The organism is Saccharopolyspora sp. NPDC050642, from assembly GCF_040654735.1.
Lineage (GTDB): Bacteria > Actinomycetota > Actinomycetes > Mycobacteriales > Pseudonocardiaceae > Saccharopolyspora > Saccharopolyspora elongata.
In genome coordinates this window covers 63,851-78,894 of sequence record NZ_JBFAIN010000012.1, presented here as the reverse complement: position 1 = coordinate 78,894, position 15,044 = coordinate 63,851, and the positions used below count along the sequence as shown (strand labels likewise).

Genomic DNA, 15,044 nt, shown 5'->3' with positions numbered 1-15,044 from the left:
GTCACCCGCCCAACATCAGCACCGGAACCAGTTGTTCGGCCGAGGTGAGCGAGCCGTGGTGACCGCGCAGCGCGGACTCCCCCGGCTCGACCACCGACCGGATCACCCCGGAATCACGCATGATCGCCAGCACGTCGCCGATGCGCGGTCGCACCGAATCGGCGACCACCGGGCCGAACCAGCCCTCGTCGATCGCCTGCTCGCCGGTGAGCACCATGCCGCGATCGCCGATCGTCTCCCGCCAGGCGGCGTGCACATCGGCCAGCGCACCGGGTTCGACGTAGATGTGGCGGGCGCGGACCTCGCCGCCGAGGAGCCGGACACCGGCTCGCAATGCCGGGTCGGTGTCGGCGTCGACCGCCTCGCCGGGGTCGATCTCGACCATGCCGTGATCGGCGATCACGGTCAGCACCGCATCGCGCGGGAGGCGCTCGGCCAGCATCGCCACCAGGCGATCGATGACCGTCAGCTGCAGGCGCCACGGCAACGAGCCGGGGCCGTGGACGTGCCCGAGGAAGTCGAGGTGACCGTGGTAGCCGTAGCACAGCGCCGGGCCGTCGGCGCCCAGCGCGGCGAGCAGTTCGGCGGCGAGATCGCCCAGGGCGCGCAGGCCCCGGAAATCCGCGCCGCGAAACGCGGCCCTGGTCAGCCCGGTGTTCGCGAATTCCGCGGGCACGACGGTCCGGACGTCGACGCCCGCTGCGGCCGCTCGTTCCAGCACCGTCGGCGTCGGTTGGACTTGTTCCGGCGGCCACTGGTCGAGCAGGCTCCGACGGCCTCCGGCGGAATCGCGCGTCGTGCCGTGGGTTCCCCAGCTCAGCGGGTGCAGCAGGCCGCCCGAGGGCTCGGCGAAGCTGTAGCCGACGAGACCGTGCTCACCCGCGCACCGGCCGGTGCCCAGCGAGGTGATGCTGGTGACCGTCGTCGTCGGGAAACCGGCCTTCAGCGGCGGCAACGTCAGCAGGCCGGCCATGAACGGCGCGTCTACCGCGTGTTCGCGCAGCAGGTCCCGGCCGAGCCCGTCGATCAGCAACACGCCCGCGGTGCGGCAGGCCGGGAACCCGATGGTGTCGGAGAACCCGGCCACGCCCATCGCACCGAGCAGCGACGGGAGGACGTCGGGCAGTGCGCGCCCGTCGTCGTCGGGAGCGACGATCCAGTCCATGGCGCCCTGCCTCTCTCGTGGGCGTGTGCGCCCACGGCCGTCAGAATCCCATCGACCGCCCGATGACTTCCTTCATGATCTCGGTGGTGCCGCCGTAGATCGTCTGGATCCGGGAATCCAGGTACGCCTTGGCGACCGGGTATTCCGTCATGTATCCGTAGCCGCCGTGCAGTTGCAGGCAGCGGTCCACGACCCGCTTGTTCAGTTCGCTGAGCCACCACTTGGCCATCGAGGCGTGCTCGTTGTCCAGTTCACCGCGAACGTGGTCCATGACGCAACGATCGGTGAACACCCGGCCGATCTCGACCTCGGTGGCCATCTCCGCCAGCTCGAACCGGATGTGCTGGAACTTGCCGATCGGGCGGCCGAACGCCGTGCGGTCTCGGCAGTAGTCCTTGGTGATGGCCAGGACCTTCTCGGCGGTGGCGGCCGAGGCGACCGCGATCGACAGCCGCTCCTGCGGCAGGTTCTGCATCAGGTAGATGAAGCCCTGCCCTTCCTCGCCGAGCAGGTTGCGCGCCGGCACCCGCACGTCGTTGAAGAACAGCTCCGCGGTGTCCTGCGACTTCTGGCCGATCTTGTCGAGGTTGCGGCCGCGTTCGAAGCCGGGCATGCCGCGCTCCACGACCAGCAGGCTGATGCCTTCGTACCCGGCGTCCGGGTCGGTGCGGGCCACCACGATCACCAGGTCGGCGAGGATGCCGTTGCTGATGAACGTCTTCTGCCCGTTGAGGACGAAGTCGTCGCCGTCGCGCACCGCGGTGGTGCGGATGCCCTGCAGGTCGCTGCCCGCACCCGGCTCCGTCATGGCGATGGCGGTGATGAGCTCGCCGCTGCAGAACCCGGGCAGCCAGCGCTGCTTCTGCTCGTCGGTGGCCAGCCTGATCAGGTACGGCGCGATGATGTCGTTGTGCAGCGGCGAGCCGAAGCCGGAAATGCCCGCGCCGACGAGTTCCTCGTCGAACACCACGTTGAACCGGAAGTCGTCGACGCCACCGCCGCCGTACTGCTCGTCGACGGCGAAGCCGAGCAGCCCCTGCGCTCCGGCGGCCAACCACGACTCGCGGCTGACGACCCCGGCAGCCTCCCACTCCTCGACGTGCGGCACGAGCTCCTTGTTGACGAAGGTGCGCACCGTCTCGCGGAACGCCTCGTGCTCGGGCTCGAACAACTCCCTGCGCATCGGTTCACGCCTCCTTTCGATGTTCACGCCGGGCGTGGGAGGAAGGGAACTTTCCTGTCACCACGGCCCTGGCGGGACGACAGCATGGGAACTTTCCTGTCACCACAGCCCCAGCTGGACGGAAGGATGGGAACCTTCCTGTCACCGACCGGCGGGGGCGGGTCGCGGTTTCGGGCCCGGGCGCCGGTTGCCGGCGGGTGCGAGGATGGGAACCTTTCTGCCATCCTCCGCCCACGCGGCGAGCGGTCACGGCGGCGCCGCTCATCGGCCCCTCGAGCCGTACGCGCCGGATTCGAGCAGTTCCGGCGGGACCTTCCAGTCCCGCAGCACCTCCTCGGTGTCCGCGCCCGCCTCGGCAACCGGCCCGGGCGGCGGGTTCGGGGTTCGGCTGAAGCGCGGTGCCGGTGCCGGCTGCAAGACACCGTCGCGTCGCACCAGGGTTTCCCGGGCCGCGACGTGGGGGTGGGTTTCGGCTTCTGTCATGGACAGGACCGGCGCGACGCACGCGTCGGAGCCGGCGAACAGCTCGGCCCACTCCTGCCTGGTGCGCTGCCGGAAGGTTGCGGCGAACCGTTCGCGCAGTGCCGGCCAGTTCGCGGGGTCGTCGCGGTCGGGCACCTCGCCCGCCAGCCCCAGCCGGTCCAGCAGTTCGGCGTAGAACTGCGGCTCCAGCGCACCGACCGAGACGTATTCGCCGTCGGAGGTTTCGTAGACGTCGTAGTAGGGCGCACCGGTGTCCAGCAGGTTGGTGCCGCGGTCGGTCTTCCAGCCGCCGGTCGCCAGGAAGCTGAACAGCATGGTGCCCAGGTGCGCGGCACCGTCCACAATGGCCGCGTCGACGACCTGCCCGCGGCCGCTGGTGCGCGCTTCGAGCAGCGCCGCCAGCACACCGACCGCCAGGTACATCGCGCCGCCGCCGAAGTCGCCGAGCAGGTTCGCGGGAACTTGCGGTGGCCCGCCTTCGCGGCCGATGGCGTGCAGCATGCCGCCGAGGGAGATGTAGTCGATGTCGTGCCCTGCGGTCGGCGCCAGCGGCCCGTGCTGGCCCCAGCCGGTCATCCGCCCGTAGACCAGCTTCGGGTTGACCGCCCAGCACTGCTCCGGCCCCACGCCCAGGCGTTCGGTGACCCCGGGGCGCAGTCCTTCCAGCAGCACGTCCGCCCGCTCGGCCAGCGCCAGCACCGCCTCCGCCCCGCGTTCGTGCTTGAGATCCACCTGCACCGATCGCTTGCCGCGGTTGAGCAGGTCGGTCTTGCCTCCGGCGGCAGTGGGCCGGTCCACTCTCACCACGTCGGCACCGAGATCGGCCAGCAGCATCGCGCAGAATGGCGCCGGCCCGATCCCGGCGAGTTCGACGACTTTGATCCCTGCCAGCGGCCCGCCTGTTCCCGTCACGCCACACCTCTCCGCAGCCTGTGTCACGCACCACAAGTATCGCGACGCATTTAGTGTTACACCGTTGGTGTTACAGCGGTCAAGGCCTTGACCTGCCCCGAAAGCCCTGCGTTCGGGCAGGTTCGAGCAGACATGCATCACAGCACACGAAACATGCACTCGGCTCCCACGCAGCGCCCGCAGCGGTGCCGTCGGCACGCGGAACGAGAGGTCCGTTTGCCGCCAGCCCGGTGGCCCTCCCGCCACAAGGATGGATCGCATGACGGCAACAACCTCGACGCATACCCGGATCGAACCCGGCATCCTCTACTTCGGGACACCGGTAGTGCTGATCTCCACGCTGAACGAAGACGGATCCGCCAACCTCGCCCCGATGTCATCGGCCTTCTGGCTCGGCTGGCGGGGCATGCTCGGGATGAGCGCCCACTCGAAGACCATGCAGAACATGCGGCGGACCGGCGAATGCGTCCTGAACCTGCCGTCCGATTCGCTCGCGTCCACCGTTGACCGGCTGGCGTTGACGACGGGTTCGGATCCGGTTCCGCCCTACAAGTACGAACGCGGATACCGGTCCGAGCACGACAAGTTCGGCCGCGCGGGACTCACGCCGGTCGTCTCCGAAACGGTGTCGCCGCCGCGAGTGGCCGAGTGCCCGGTGGCGATGGAAGCCGTCGTCGAGGCAGAGCACCCGGTGGCCGAGGACGACGAGGCGCAGCGGGGCGGGATCGTGGCCCTCGAGGTGCGCATCCAGCGCGTGCACGTGCACGAGCAGATCCGCATGGAGGGAACCAGCGACCGCATCGACCCGGACGCGTGGCGACCGCTGATCATGAGCTTCCAGAAGTTCTACGGGCTCGGACCGCAGGTGCACCCGTCCAGGCTCGCGCAGATCCCGGAAGGGTTCTACCGCGGCCCGGACATCGAACGAGGACGCGAGGCCCCGACGCTGCGGGTCGGCTAGGACTGCCGGTGGCCCGTTCATGCGGATGGCCCGCTCTCGCAGACGCGAGAACAGGCCATCCGCATGACGATCGACCAAGATCCGGAGGCGGACAGCAGGCGGCAGGCACCTTCGGACACCGCGATCAGAACCCGCAAGAACGTAGTCCGACCTGCTTGAACCCGGACAGCCGGGATCACAGCGTCGATGAGACACCGTTGGTGTTACAGCGGTCAAGGAGTAACGTTGCGGCCATGCTCCGAACTGCGGACGAAGAGCTCACCATCGACGAACTGGCCGCCCGCGCCGGAGTCACCGTGCGCACCGTCCGGTTCTACTCCTCTCGCGGCCTGCTGCCGCCGCCGAGGCTGCGCGGCCGGCTCGGCCTCTACGGCGGCGACCACTTGGCCCGGCTCGACCTGATCCGCGAACTGCAGGCACTCGGCTTCACGCTGTCGGCGATCGAGCGCCACCTGGAGCGCATCCCGGCCGATGCCTCGCCGGACGAGCTCGCGCTGCAGCGCGCGCTGATCGCGCCGTGGACGGACGACCACGCCGAGGACCTGGAGCGCCACGAGCTCGATCGCCGCGCCGGCCGGCACCTCGACGACCGGCTGGTCGAGCAGCTCATCGAACTCGGAATGCTGCAACGGATTCCGGATTCGACGCGGCTCCGGCTGCCCAGCCCGGCGATGCTGGGCGTCGGCCTGCAGATCCTGGACCTCGACCTGCCGCTGGAAATGCTGTTGCAGGCCAAGGGAATCGTGGAGCAGCACACCGCGCAGATCGCGACCGAGCTGCGCGAACTGTTCGCCGCGAACGTGCTCCGCCCCTACGTCGAGCGCGGCCGACCGGAAGATGAGCGCGAGCGGGTCCGCGCGGCGACCGACCAGTTGCGACCGCTGACCATCCAGGTCCTGGTCAACGGATTCCAGCGCGCCGTCAACGACGTGATCCGCGACCACGTCTGAATTGACCGGATCGGGCAACCGATTCCGGCTTTCGGCGCTGGCCAACGACACCTCCCATGAGGTTTCATCTCGTCGTGACGCATGCCACACCCGAGCATGCGCGGAGGGGAGACCGGATGCGATGAGCGCCTCGGAAGCCTGGGCCACGGCCGCGTCGGAGACGACCATCCCGCAGCTGTTCTCGCGCAACGCCGCGGAGTTCCCGCAGCGCCCTGCGCTCACCGACAACGGGCGCGAGCCGCGCGCCTGGACCTGGGCCGAAGCGCGCCACGAGGTCCACGAGCTGGCCGCCGGGCTCGCGGCATTGGGCTTGCAAGCAGGCCAAACGATGCTGATCATGATGGCGAACCGCGCCGAGCACTGGCTGATCGATGTCGCGGCGACCCACATCGGCGCGGTGCCGAGCACCCTCTACCCCACGCTCAGCCAGGACCAGGTGCATTACATCGCCCAGCACAGCAGGGCCCGGGTCGTCGTGCTCGACGGCGCCGACCAGTTGCGGCGCTGGTCCAAAGTGCTGCGCAACGTGTCCACCATCGAGCACGTCGTGGTGCTGGACGAGGCGGCGATGGTGTCCGCGGATCACCGGTTCCGCACCTGGGAGCGCTTGCGGGTGCTCGGCGAACAGCGCTTGCGCGATGATCCGGACCTGGTGCAGCGGACGGCGGCGGCGATCGCGCCGGACCACCCGGCCGCGATCCTCTACACATCCGGTACCACCGGCGAGCAGAAGGGCGTGGTGCTCACGCACCGGAACATCTGCTTCGCGGCCGCAGCGCTGCACCAGATCACGCAGCCCGAGCGGCACGCGCCGCGCCTGTGCTACCTGCCGCTGGCGCACATCGCGGAGCGGATGGTAGGGCTCTACGCCGCGATCCACGACGCCGCGCACGTGCACTTCTGCGCCGATCAAAGCCGGATCCTGGCCGCGCTGACCCACGCACGACCTGCGCTCTTCTTCGGCGTTCCCCGGATTTGGGAGAAGCTCGCCGCAGCGCTCCAGAAGATCCCGGCCGAACAGCGCGCCAACCAGCAGGCGCTGCGCGCCCGCATCGGCTTGGACCGCGCCCTGTGGCCGTCCAGCGGCGCCGCCCCGATCGACACCGGCCTGCTGGAGTTCTTCAGCACGATCGGCTTGGACATCTTCGAGCTCTGGGGCATGACCGAAACCACCGGCTGCGTCACCACCAACTCGGCCGGCGCGCGCCGCCCCGGCACCGTGGGCCGCGCCGTGCCCGGTGTGGAGATCCGCACCACGCCCGACGGCGAGGTGCTGGTGCGCGGCCCGTTGGTGTGCGCGGGATATCTGCAGCCCGACGGGGTGATCCGGCCGGCCGCCGACGCCGACGGCTGGCTGCGCACCGGCGACGTCGGCGTGTTGGACGCCGACGGTTTCCTCACGATCACCGGCCGGAAGAAGGAGTTGATCATCTCGGCCGGCGGCAAGAACATCGCGCCCACAGCGGTGGAGAACGCGCTCACGGCACATCCACTGATCGGGCACGCGCTGGCGTTCGGGGATGGCCGCCCGTACCTCGTCGCGCTGCTGGTGCTCGACGAGGACACCGCGCCGAAGTGGGCGCGCGAGCGCGGCATCGCCTTCCGGGACCGCGCCGACCTCGCCGCGCATCCCGCGGTCCGGTCCGAAGTGGAGGCCGCGGTGCGGGCCGCGAACGAACGGCTGAACCGGCCCGAACAGGTCAAGCGCTACCGGATCCTCGGCCAGCAGTGGGGCATCGAAGGCGGCGAGCTGACCCCGACGCTGAAGCTCAAGCGCCGGGTGATCCACGACAAGTACGCCGACATCATCGACCAGCTCTACGGCGACTGACCCGGCAGCGAAAGCATGGGAACTTTCCTGTCACCCCGGTCCCTGCGGTGCGAGCACGGGAACCTTCCTGTCACTTCCAGCCCGGCCACTTGGCAGAAAGGTTCCCTTCCTGTCGCCTGACAGCAAGGGAACCTTTCTGTCACCACGGCTCATGACGGCCGCGAGGATGGGAACCTTCCTGTCATCCGGCCCTGTGGCTTGGCAGCATGGGAACCTTTCTGTCACCAAGGCCCGTGGCGGTCCGGGGTGGACACCTTCCGTCACCGTGACGACAAGCCCGGGTTCAGTCACCGGCACCTCCGGCGCCTGTCTTGACGCCGCCGGGCGGCTGGTTCCGCACCAGCCGCCCGGCGGCGGCCGGTCAGGCCGTTGCGGGTTCCGCTTCACGGGCCCAGCGGGTCGGTTCGCCGGTGATGACCAAGCACGTCACCGTGATCAGCGCGCCGATCACCAGGTAGACCGCGATCGGCCAGGACGCTCCGCCGGAGGCGGTCAGCAGTGCCGTCGCCACCACCGGCGACAGCCCGCCGCCCAGCACCGAGCCGCTCTGGTAGCCCAGGGACACGCCGGTGTAGCGGACCTTCGTGGCGAACAGTTCCGCGCAGAACGCCGCCATCGGGCCGAAGACCGCCGCCGAGCCCGCGTATCCCAGCGTCATCGCCAGCACGATCAGCGCCGGGTTCGCGCTGTCCAGCAGCCAGAACATCGGGAACGCGTACAGCGCCAGGAAAATGCCGCCGCCGAGCATCACCTTGGTGCGGCCGAGCCGGTCGGACAGGTGCGAGAACAGCAGGATTCCGGCGATCTGCGCCGCCGATCCGCACAGGCTGCCGAGCAGCATCACGTCGCGGGTGACGCCGAGCTTCTCCGTTCCGTAGGTCAGCAGGAACGTGGTCAGGATGAAGATGAACGTGTTGAAGCCGAGGTTGACACCCGCCGACAGCAGGATCTGCCGCCAGGAGCTGGAGAACGCCTCGGCGACCGGCAGGCGGGCCCGCTGTCCGCGTTCCCGGATCTTCGCGAACTCCGGGCTTTCGGCCAGCCGCAGCCGCACGTACAGGCCGACGCCCACGAGCACCAAGCTCACCAGGAACGGGATCCGCCAGCCCCAGGTCAGGAACGCGTCGCCGGAGATCGCGGTCGCGCCGGCGAACGCCCCGGTCGCCAGGAACATGCCGCTCGGGGAGCCCAGGAAGGTCCACCCGCCGTACCAGCCGTGGCGGTGCGGCGGCGCGTGCTCGACGGCCATCAGCACCGCACCGCCCTGCTCGCCGCCGAGGAAGAAGCCCTGCACGAGCCGCAGCACCACGAGCATCACCGGCGCCCAGACCCCGACCTGCTGGTAGGTCGGAAGCAACCCGATCGCCGCCGTGCACACGCCGGTCACGCTCAGCGTGATGACCAGCATCAGCTTGCGGCCCACCACGTCGCCGAAATGCCCGATGACCGCCGCACCGAGGGGTCGCGCGAGGAAGCCCGCGCCGAAGGTGGCGAACGCGAGCAACGCCCCCACCCAGGGATCTCCCGCCGGGAAGAACAGCTTGTTGAACACCACGGCCGCGGCGGTGCCGTAGATCAGAAAGTCGTAGAGCTCGATGGTGTTGCCCACCGCGCTGGCGAACGCCGCCTTGCGCACCGTGGCGGTGTCCGGCCCCGCAGGTACCGTCGCCATCAGGCCTCCCGTCTGTTGCGGACACCGGAGAGCCGCCCGGCGTCACGTGGTTCCGCACCACAATGACCAGTGATCGACAAAAGGTCCACCACCTTATTGAGCAGCGCACCGCTTGTGGGCGACTTCCCGCCCTGTGGGGCATCGCCTTTTCGTGACGGGTCGTGATGGAAACCGGTTCGGGCGAACCACGTTTCAGTGATCCGCCGTCGCATCTGCCGCATTTCGCTCGACCTCGGCGATAAAGAGAAGCGAATCGTCTGCTTCACCAACCCAGGAGGATTGACGAAATGGCTGCAAAACGGCTCATCGGCCGAACCTTGCTCGCCGCCGCCACGCTGGCCGGCACCGCGCTGGCCCCGGCGCTCGCCCACGCAGAACCCGCGTCGGCCGCGCACGGCAGCATGATGAACCTCTCGGTCCGCGGCGAAGGCCGCGACGACCTCCGGAGCGCGTTCCTGATGTGCGAGCCGGCCGGCGGCTCGCATCCGCACGCGCAAGACGCGTGTTCGGCGCTCAGAGACGTCAACGGTGACTTCAACCTGCTCAGCACCGGTAACTCCACGTGTCCGCTGGTGTACCGACCGGTGACGCTCACCGCGCAGGGCAGGTGGCAGGGCAAGCCGGTCACCTTCGAGAAGACCTACTCGAACGAATGCGTCGCCGGAGCCGCGACCGGCAAGGTGTTCTCGTTCTGAGGCTGCTGTCGGGCCCCGCTGCGTGCGGGGCCCGACGCGTGCCGTGACCTGCGGAACACGCGCTCTCGCCCTACCGCCGTTCGGGTTACCGTGACCCCATGGCGACCGATCGAGAAGACTGCGATTCCCGCTGGCCGCGGCGGCTGTACCGGGACGGCTCCGATCCCGACCCGAGGTTCACCCTGGCCAACGAGCGCACCTTCCTGGCGTGGATCCGCACCGCGCTGGCGCTGATGGCCGGTGGCGTCGGCGTCGAGGCGCTGAGTGCGGCCACCGGTCAGCCGAGTCCACTGCGGACCGCGTTGGCGGTCCTGCTGCTGCTCGCCGGGGTGCTTTGCAGTGCAACGGCTTTCACGCGCTGGTGGACCACCGAGCGGGCGCTGCGTTGCGGCCGACCGCTGCCTGCGCCGCGGCTGGCGCCGGTCCTCGGCTACGGACTCGGCGCGATCGGCGTGGCCGCCTGCGTGCTCCTGTTCGTGACCGGGTTCTGACGTGGCGCGCCCCGACGGGCCCTGGGATCCGGGGCTGCAGGTCGAGCGGACCACCCTCGCGTGGCTTCGCACCGCGCTCGCGTTCGTCGTCGGAATGCTGGTGCTCCTGCGGCTCCTCGCACACGAGAGCGTCATCGCGGCAGCGGTTTGCGCCGCGCTCACCCTGCCGCTCGGGCTTGCCATCAGCTGGCTCGTCTGGCACCGGCACCTCCGGGGCGAACGCAGGCTGCACGCCGAGACCCCGCTGCCCGGCGGGGCGCTGCCGGCGGCGGTCGCCGTCTTGGCGGTGCTCGCCGGCAGCTCCGGCCTGATCTACGTGCTGTTCTCCTGAGTCAGGCGACCCGCAGTTCGATCTCGACGTTGCCGCGGATCGCGTTCGAGTACGGGCAGACCTGGTCCGCCGCGGCGACGAGTTCTTGCGCCTGCTCGCGCGGCACGCCCGGCAGGTCGACGACCAGACCGACGCTGAGGCCGAATCCGCCGGCGTCGTTGCGGCCGATGCCGACCTGGGCGGTGACCGACGAATCGGCGATGTCGGCCTTGGCGCGGCGCGCCACCACCTGGAGCGCGCCGTGGAAGCACGCCGCGTACCCGGCGGCGAAGAGCTGTTCGGGGTTGGTCGCCGCACCGCCCGGGCCGCCCATCTCCTTCGGCACCGCGAGGTCGAGGTCCAGGACGCCGTCCGAGGACCGGGTCCGGCCGTCCCGGCCCGCGCCGGTCGCCGTCGCTTCGGCCGTGTAGAGCACTGTCATCGCTGACCCTCCCGCTTGTCTTCCGCCTGTTGTTGCGCCGCCGAATCCAGGGCGGCCGTCAGGCGTTCCAATGTGGACTTGAGTTGGACGAGCTCGTCGACCTGCAGTCCGGTCGCGGCCACCATCCGGTCCGGGATGCACCGGGCCTGCGCCCGCATTTCCGCACCGTCCGCCGTCAGCGCGACCGCCACGGACCGCTCGTCCGCGAAGCTGCGTTGACGCGTGATCAGGCCGCGCGCCTCCAGCCGCTTCAGCAGCGGCGACAAGGTGCCGGAGTCGAGCCGCAGGGCGGCGCCGAGCTCCTTGACCGTCACCGACTCGTGCTCCCACAGCACCAGCATCACGAGGTACTGCGGGTAGGTGAGCCCGAGCTCTTCCAGGACCGGCCGGTACAGGCCGGTGAACGCCCGCGAAGCGCTGTACAGCGCGAAGCAGACCTGCCGGTCCAACGCCAACCTCGACTCATCCACATCGACAAGGTAGCGCGAAATTTAGTTGTGCACAACTCAGTTGTGCACCACCGATTGTGAGCATGGGAACTTTCCTGTCACCGGACCCACCCGCGGCCTGGCTGACAGCATGGGAACTTTCCTGTCACCCCACCCCGCGCAGCGAAGGGCCCTCGCCGCCGGGAGCCGGCGGCGAGGGCCCTTCACCTGCGTCAGGTCACTTCTCCAGGCAGAACTCCTTGATCGGGTAGCCGACGTGGCGGTCCTCCGCCGGCAGGTAGCCGAGCAGCCGGTCGCCCGGCTTGAGCTCCGTGCTGTTGAGGACCACGCCGCCCGGCCCCAGCACCCGGACGTGCCAGTCGTCCTGCAGGATCAGGTTCACCTGCTGGCCCGTCGTGCTGACCGCCTCGATCGAGATCAGCGGCCGGCTCTCGATCTTGACGCGGCCGACCGTGACCACACGGGTGCGGCCCTTGGTGTCCACCGCGAGCACCTTGCTGCCCGACTTCAGCTCGCTCAGGTAGTTGGTGCGGCCCTGGTGGGACACGGTGTAGGAGTGGATCGCCCCGGCGTTGACCCGGAACGGACGGGTCGGCATGTACGGCAGCGGGTGCGTTTCGCTGACGCAGAGGATCATGCCCTTGGAGTGGGAGCCGACGAGGATGCCCTCGTCCTCGCGGAAGTAGGTGCAGGTGTCCACGCACGCCCGCTCGCCCATGCCGACGTGCTCGGTGCGCACCACCTCCAGCTCGGTCAGCTCCAGGTCGGCCGAACCGCCCGCAGATGCCGCGACCAGGTCGGTGGCGTCGCCGACGCGCTGCGGCTTGAGCAGCACGCCGTCCGAGCCGTGCTCCAGGACGCCGAAGACGATCTCGGCCTCTTCCACGTCTTCGACGACCGTGACGATGCTGCCGGAGGCGCCGGCCGCGGCGGCGAGCACGATCTCCAGCGGGATCTTCGTCGGGTCGCGGAACCACAGCACGCTCCACCGCTGGGTGCGCGCCGCCTCGCAGGCGACCTCCAGCGTCGGCGCGTCGACGATCTCCACGAACGGCCCGAACTCGACGCCCGGGTGGCGGGCCGCCAGCACCGCCGGGTCTCCGTGGCGCTCCGGGTCGACGATCACCACGTCCACGTCCGCCGGTCCCAGGTCGTCGGGCAGCGGGCCGCGGGGAAGCAGCACCTTGCGCACCGTCGGCGGCAGGTCGACCAGCTCGCCGGGCTCGTCGGCCACGATGGCGCTCACCCGCTGGTGCACCGCCTCCTCGACGATGGCGGTCTTGATCTCGGCGTCGACACCTCGGATGTCCAACCACGTCAGTCTCATCACGCGCTCCTCGGTCAGGTCTCGGTGACTGTTGGCGGAACTCGGTTCGCGCAGGCGGTCCCCCGCGCTGGGTGGGGCCGGGCTGGTCAGGAGGCCAGTTCCGGCACCAGGTCGTCGGTGAACTCGCGGGCGGGGTGGATCAGCGCCGCCACCCGGCGGGCCCGCTCCCCGGGGTCCGGGGCCTCGAAGATGTTGCGCCCCATCGCCACGCCTGCCGCGCCTGCGCGCAGCACTCCCTCGACGTGGGCGAGGACCTTCGCTTCGTCGTCGACGCGCGGGCCGCCCGCCGCGACGATCGGCGCGGGGCAGGAGTCCACCACTTCGGCCATGGCCTCGACCGTTCCCGGGTAGACGGTCTTGACCAGGTCCGCGCCCAGGTCGGCAGCGAGGGTGGCGGCGTGCGCGACGAGCCGCACGTCGCGCGGGTCGGTGATCTGCGGGCCGCGCGGGTAGATCATCGCCATCAGCGGCAGGTTCCAGGCGTCGCACGCCTCCGCGACGGCGGCGAGGTCGGCGACCTGGCGGCGTTCCTCCGTCGAGCCCAGGTTGACGTGCACGCTCACCGCGTCGGCGCCCAGCCGCAGCGCGGTTTCCACGCTGGCGACGAGGTACTTGGCGTCGGGGTCCGGCGCGTGCGCCGTGCTGGCGCTGAGGTGCACGATCAGCGACATGTTCACGAACGCCGCCGGGTCGATGTAGCGCAGCGCGCCCTTGTGCAGCACGATCGCGTCGACGCCGTTGGCGGCCAGTTGCGGCGTGAGGTTCGCCGGGCCGCCGGGCGTCGGTAACGGGCCGTCGGTGACGGAGTGGTCCATCGGCACCAGGAGCAGGCGGTCGTCGCCGTTTCGCGACATCCGCCGGAGCCTCAGCTGCGCGCCGAACGATCGGGTGGTGGACACCGGGTCCTCCTGTTCACGAGGTGGGGACGGGATCGGGGCGGGGTCGGTCCAGTTCGAATTCGTCGTGCAGCGCGGCCACCGCCGCCGCGGTGTGCTCGGCCGGTACCAGCACCGAGACGCGCAACTGGTTGGTGTGCAAGGAGTTCGCGGTCACGCCCAGCTCTTCGAGGGTGCGCAGCACCCGCACGGCGTATTCCGGCCGGGTGAGCATTCCGGTGCCCAGCAAGGAGATCTTGCCGAGTTCGCGCTGCACCGCCACGTCGCGGCCGGCGTTCGGCACGGCCAGTTCCACCTGCCGCCGCGCCTGGTGGACGGCGGCGCCGGCGACCGTGAAGCTCAGCGCCGGCCGGTCGTCCGCCCAGGTCACCAGGTCGACCGGGATGATCTGGTCGGCGATGGCGCGCAGTGCGCGGTGCGGTCGTTCCGGGTCGTCGGGGTCGAGCCGGATGGTGAACCGGGCGATGTCCGCGTCGTGGGTGATCGCGGCGACGAAGCCTTCCTTCTCCAGCATGCCGATGGGGCTCCCTCCGGTGATCGTGGTGCCGGGGCGGTCGTGCATGGCGCTCGCCACCAGCAGCGGCACGTTGCGGACCGCGGCGAGTTCCACGGCTCGCGCGTGCAGCACCCGCGCTCCGGCGAAGGCCATCTCGGCCATCAGCGGCGCCGCGATCTCCGGCAGCGGACGCGCCTGCGGAACCAGCCTGGGGTCGGCGGTGTAGACGGCGTCGACGTCCGTGTAGATCTCGCACCGGGCGTCGAGCGCGGCGGCGAGCGCCACCGCGGTCGTGTCGGAGCCGCCGCGGCCCAGCGTGAACAGCTCCCCCGCCGGGTCGATGCCCTGGAAGCCGGCGACGACCACGACGGAGCCGCGTTCGAGGTGGGCGCGCACCGCCCGGGTGTCGATGGTGTCGATCAGGGCGGCGCCGTGCGGCCCGGTGGTCCGGATGCCCGCCTGCGCGCCGGTGAGCGAGACGGCTCGGGTGCCCCGGCGGTGCAGGGCGGTGGCCACCAGGGCGGCCGAGGCCACCTCGCCGGTGGCCAGCAGTTGGTCGGTTTCCCGCGGTGCGGGGTGCGGGTGTAGCTGCTTGGCGTCGGCCAGCAGGCGGTCGGTGGTGTCGCCGCGGGCCGAGACGACCGCGACCGTCGGGCGACCGGTCTGCCGGGCGGCGTCGATGCGCTCGGCCACCCGGCGAACGTGTTCGGCGGTGCTCAGCGAGGTGCCGCCGTACTTCTGCACCAATGGTTTCATCGACACCTCATCGCGGGGGCGCGCC

The 15,044-nt window shown here is 70.3% G+C and carries 15 protein-coding genes; 6 read left to right on the top strand and 9 right to left on the bottom strand.

Annotated features, from left to right (window positions below; genetic code table 11):
• Window position 1 precedes the first annotated feature (1 nt).
• The 3 genes from AB0H93_RS20220 to AB0H93_RS20210 all read right to left on the bottom strand — a co-directional run bounded on the left by AB0H93_RS20220 (window position 2) and on the right by AB0H93_RS20210 (window position 3,743).
• Window positions 2-1,165, bottom strand: coding sequence for an alkaline phosphatase family protein (locus AB0H93_RS20220; RefSeq protein ID WP_358574425.1), 1,164 nt, complete (start codon window positions 1,163-1,165; stop codon window positions 2-4).
• Window positions 1,166-1,205: 40 nt separating this feature from the next.
• Window positions 1,206-2,348, bottom strand: a complete 1,143-nt coding sequence (locus tag AB0H93_RS20215) for an acyl-CoA dehydrogenase family protein (RefSeq protein ID WP_358574424.1) — start codon at window positions 2,346-2,348, stop codon at window positions 1,206-1,208.
• Window positions 2,349-2,609: 261 nt separating this feature from the next.
• Window positions 2,610-3,743 (bottom strand): CaiB/BaiF CoA-transferase family protein, encoded by a 1,134-nt coding sequence (locus AB0H93_RS20210; RefSeq protein ID WP_358574423.1) that lies wholly within the window; start codon window positions 3,741-3,743, stop codon window positions 2,610-2,612.
• Window positions 3,744-4,002: 259 nt separating this feature from the next.
• On the opposite strand from AB0H93_RS20210, the gene AB0H93_RS20205 reads away from it, so the two are divergent.
• From AB0H93_RS20205 to AB0H93_RS20195, 3 genes are all read left to right on the top strand, one after another.
• Window positions 4,003-4,704, top strand: a complete 702-nt coding sequence (locus AB0H93_RS20205; protein ID WP_358574422.1) for a flavin reductase family protein — start codon at window positions 4,003-4,005, stop codon at window positions 4,702-4,704.
• A gap of 233 nt (window positions 4,705-4,937) precedes the next feature.
• Window positions 4,938-5,654 carry a MerR family transcriptional regulator gene (locus tag AB0H93_RS20200; protein ID WP_132491174.1) on the top strand — a complete coding sequence of 239 codons (717 nt, stop codon included), beginning with the start codon at window positions 4,938-4,940 and terminating at the stop codon, window positions 5,652-5,654.
• Window positions 5,655-5,775: 121 nt separating this feature from the next.
• Window positions 5,776-7,485 (top strand): long-chain fatty acid--CoA ligase, encoded by a 1,710-nt coding sequence (locus AB0H93_RS20195; protein WP_358574421.1) that lies wholly within the window; start codon window positions 5,776-5,778, stop codon window positions 7,483-7,485.
• A 361-nt stretch (window positions 7,486-7,846) separates the two neighbouring features.
• Here the strand turns inward: AB0H93_RS20195 and AB0H93_RS20190 are convergent, their stop codons facing one another.
• Window positions 7,847-9,157, bottom strand: a complete 1,311-nt coding sequence (locus tag AB0H93_RS20190) for an MFS transporter (protein WP_358574420.1) — start codon at window positions 9,155-9,157, stop codon at window positions 7,847-7,849.
• A gap of 287 nt (window positions 9,158-9,444) precedes the next feature.
• On the opposite strand from AB0H93_RS20190, the gene AB0H93_RS20185 reads away from it, so the two are divergent.
• From AB0H93_RS20185 to AB0H93_RS20175, 3 genes are all read left to right on the top strand, one after another.
• Window positions 9,445-9,852, top strand: a complete 408-nt coding sequence (locus AB0H93_RS20185) for an SSI family serine proteinase inhibitor (protein WP_358574419.1) — start codon at window positions 9,445-9,447, stop codon at window positions 9,850-9,852.
• A gap of 98 nt (window positions 9,853-9,950) precedes the next feature.
• Window positions 9,951-10,343 (top strand): DUF202 domain-containing protein, encoded by a 393-nt coding sequence (locus AB0H93_RS20180; RefSeq protein ID WP_358574417.1) that lies wholly within the window; start codon window positions 9,951-9,953, stop codon window positions 10,341-10,343.
• Between the two features lies 1 nt (window position 10,344).
• Window positions 10,345-10,674, top strand: coding sequence for a DUF202 domain-containing protein (locus AB0H93_RS20175; RefSeq protein ID WP_358574416.1), 330 nt, complete (start codon window positions 10,345-10,347; stop codon window positions 10,672-10,674).
• 1 nt (window position 10,675) lies between these two features.
• Here the strand turns inward: AB0H93_RS20175 and AB0H93_RS20170 are convergent, their stop codons facing one another.
• From AB0H93_RS20170 to AB0H93_RS20150, 5 genes are all read right to left on the bottom strand, one after another.
• Entirely contained in the window at window positions 10,676-11,095 is a 420-nt protein-coding gene (locus tag AB0H93_RS20170) for an organic hydroperoxide resistance protein (protein ID WP_358574415.1), read from the bottom strand.
• Entirely contained in the window at window positions 11,092-11,565 is a 474-nt protein-coding gene (locus AB0H93_RS20165; RefSeq protein WP_358574414.1) for a MarR family transcriptional regulator, read from the bottom strand. Before AB0H93_RS20165 ends, AB0H93_RS20170 begins: the two co-directional genes overlap by 4 nt.
• Window positions 11,566-11,761: 196 nt before the next feature.
• Complete coding sequence (locus AB0H93_RS20160) at window positions 11,762-12,871, bottom strand: 3-dehydroquinate synthase II (RefSeq protein ID WP_358574412.1); 1,110 nt, start codon at window positions 12,869-12,871, stop codon at window positions 11,762-11,764.
• An 86-nt stretch (window positions 12,872-12,957) separates the two neighbouring features.
• The gene (locus tag AB0H93_RS20155; protein ID WP_358305957.1) at window positions 12,958-13,770 is read right to left on the bottom strand and encodes a 2-amino-3,7-dideoxy-D-threo-hept-6-ulosonate synthase; all 813 of its coding nucleotides are present in this window, start codon (window positions 13,768-13,770) and stop codon (window positions 12,958-12,960) included.
• A gap of 13 nt (window positions 13,771-13,783) precedes the next feature.
• Window positions 13,784-15,019 carry an aspartate kinase gene (locus AB0H93_RS20150; RefSeq protein ID WP_358574411.1) on the bottom strand — a complete coding sequence of 412 codons (1,236 nt, stop codon included), beginning with the start codon at window positions 15,017-15,019 and terminating at the stop codon, window positions 13,784-13,786.
• Window positions 15,020-15,044: the final 25 nt, after the last annotated feature.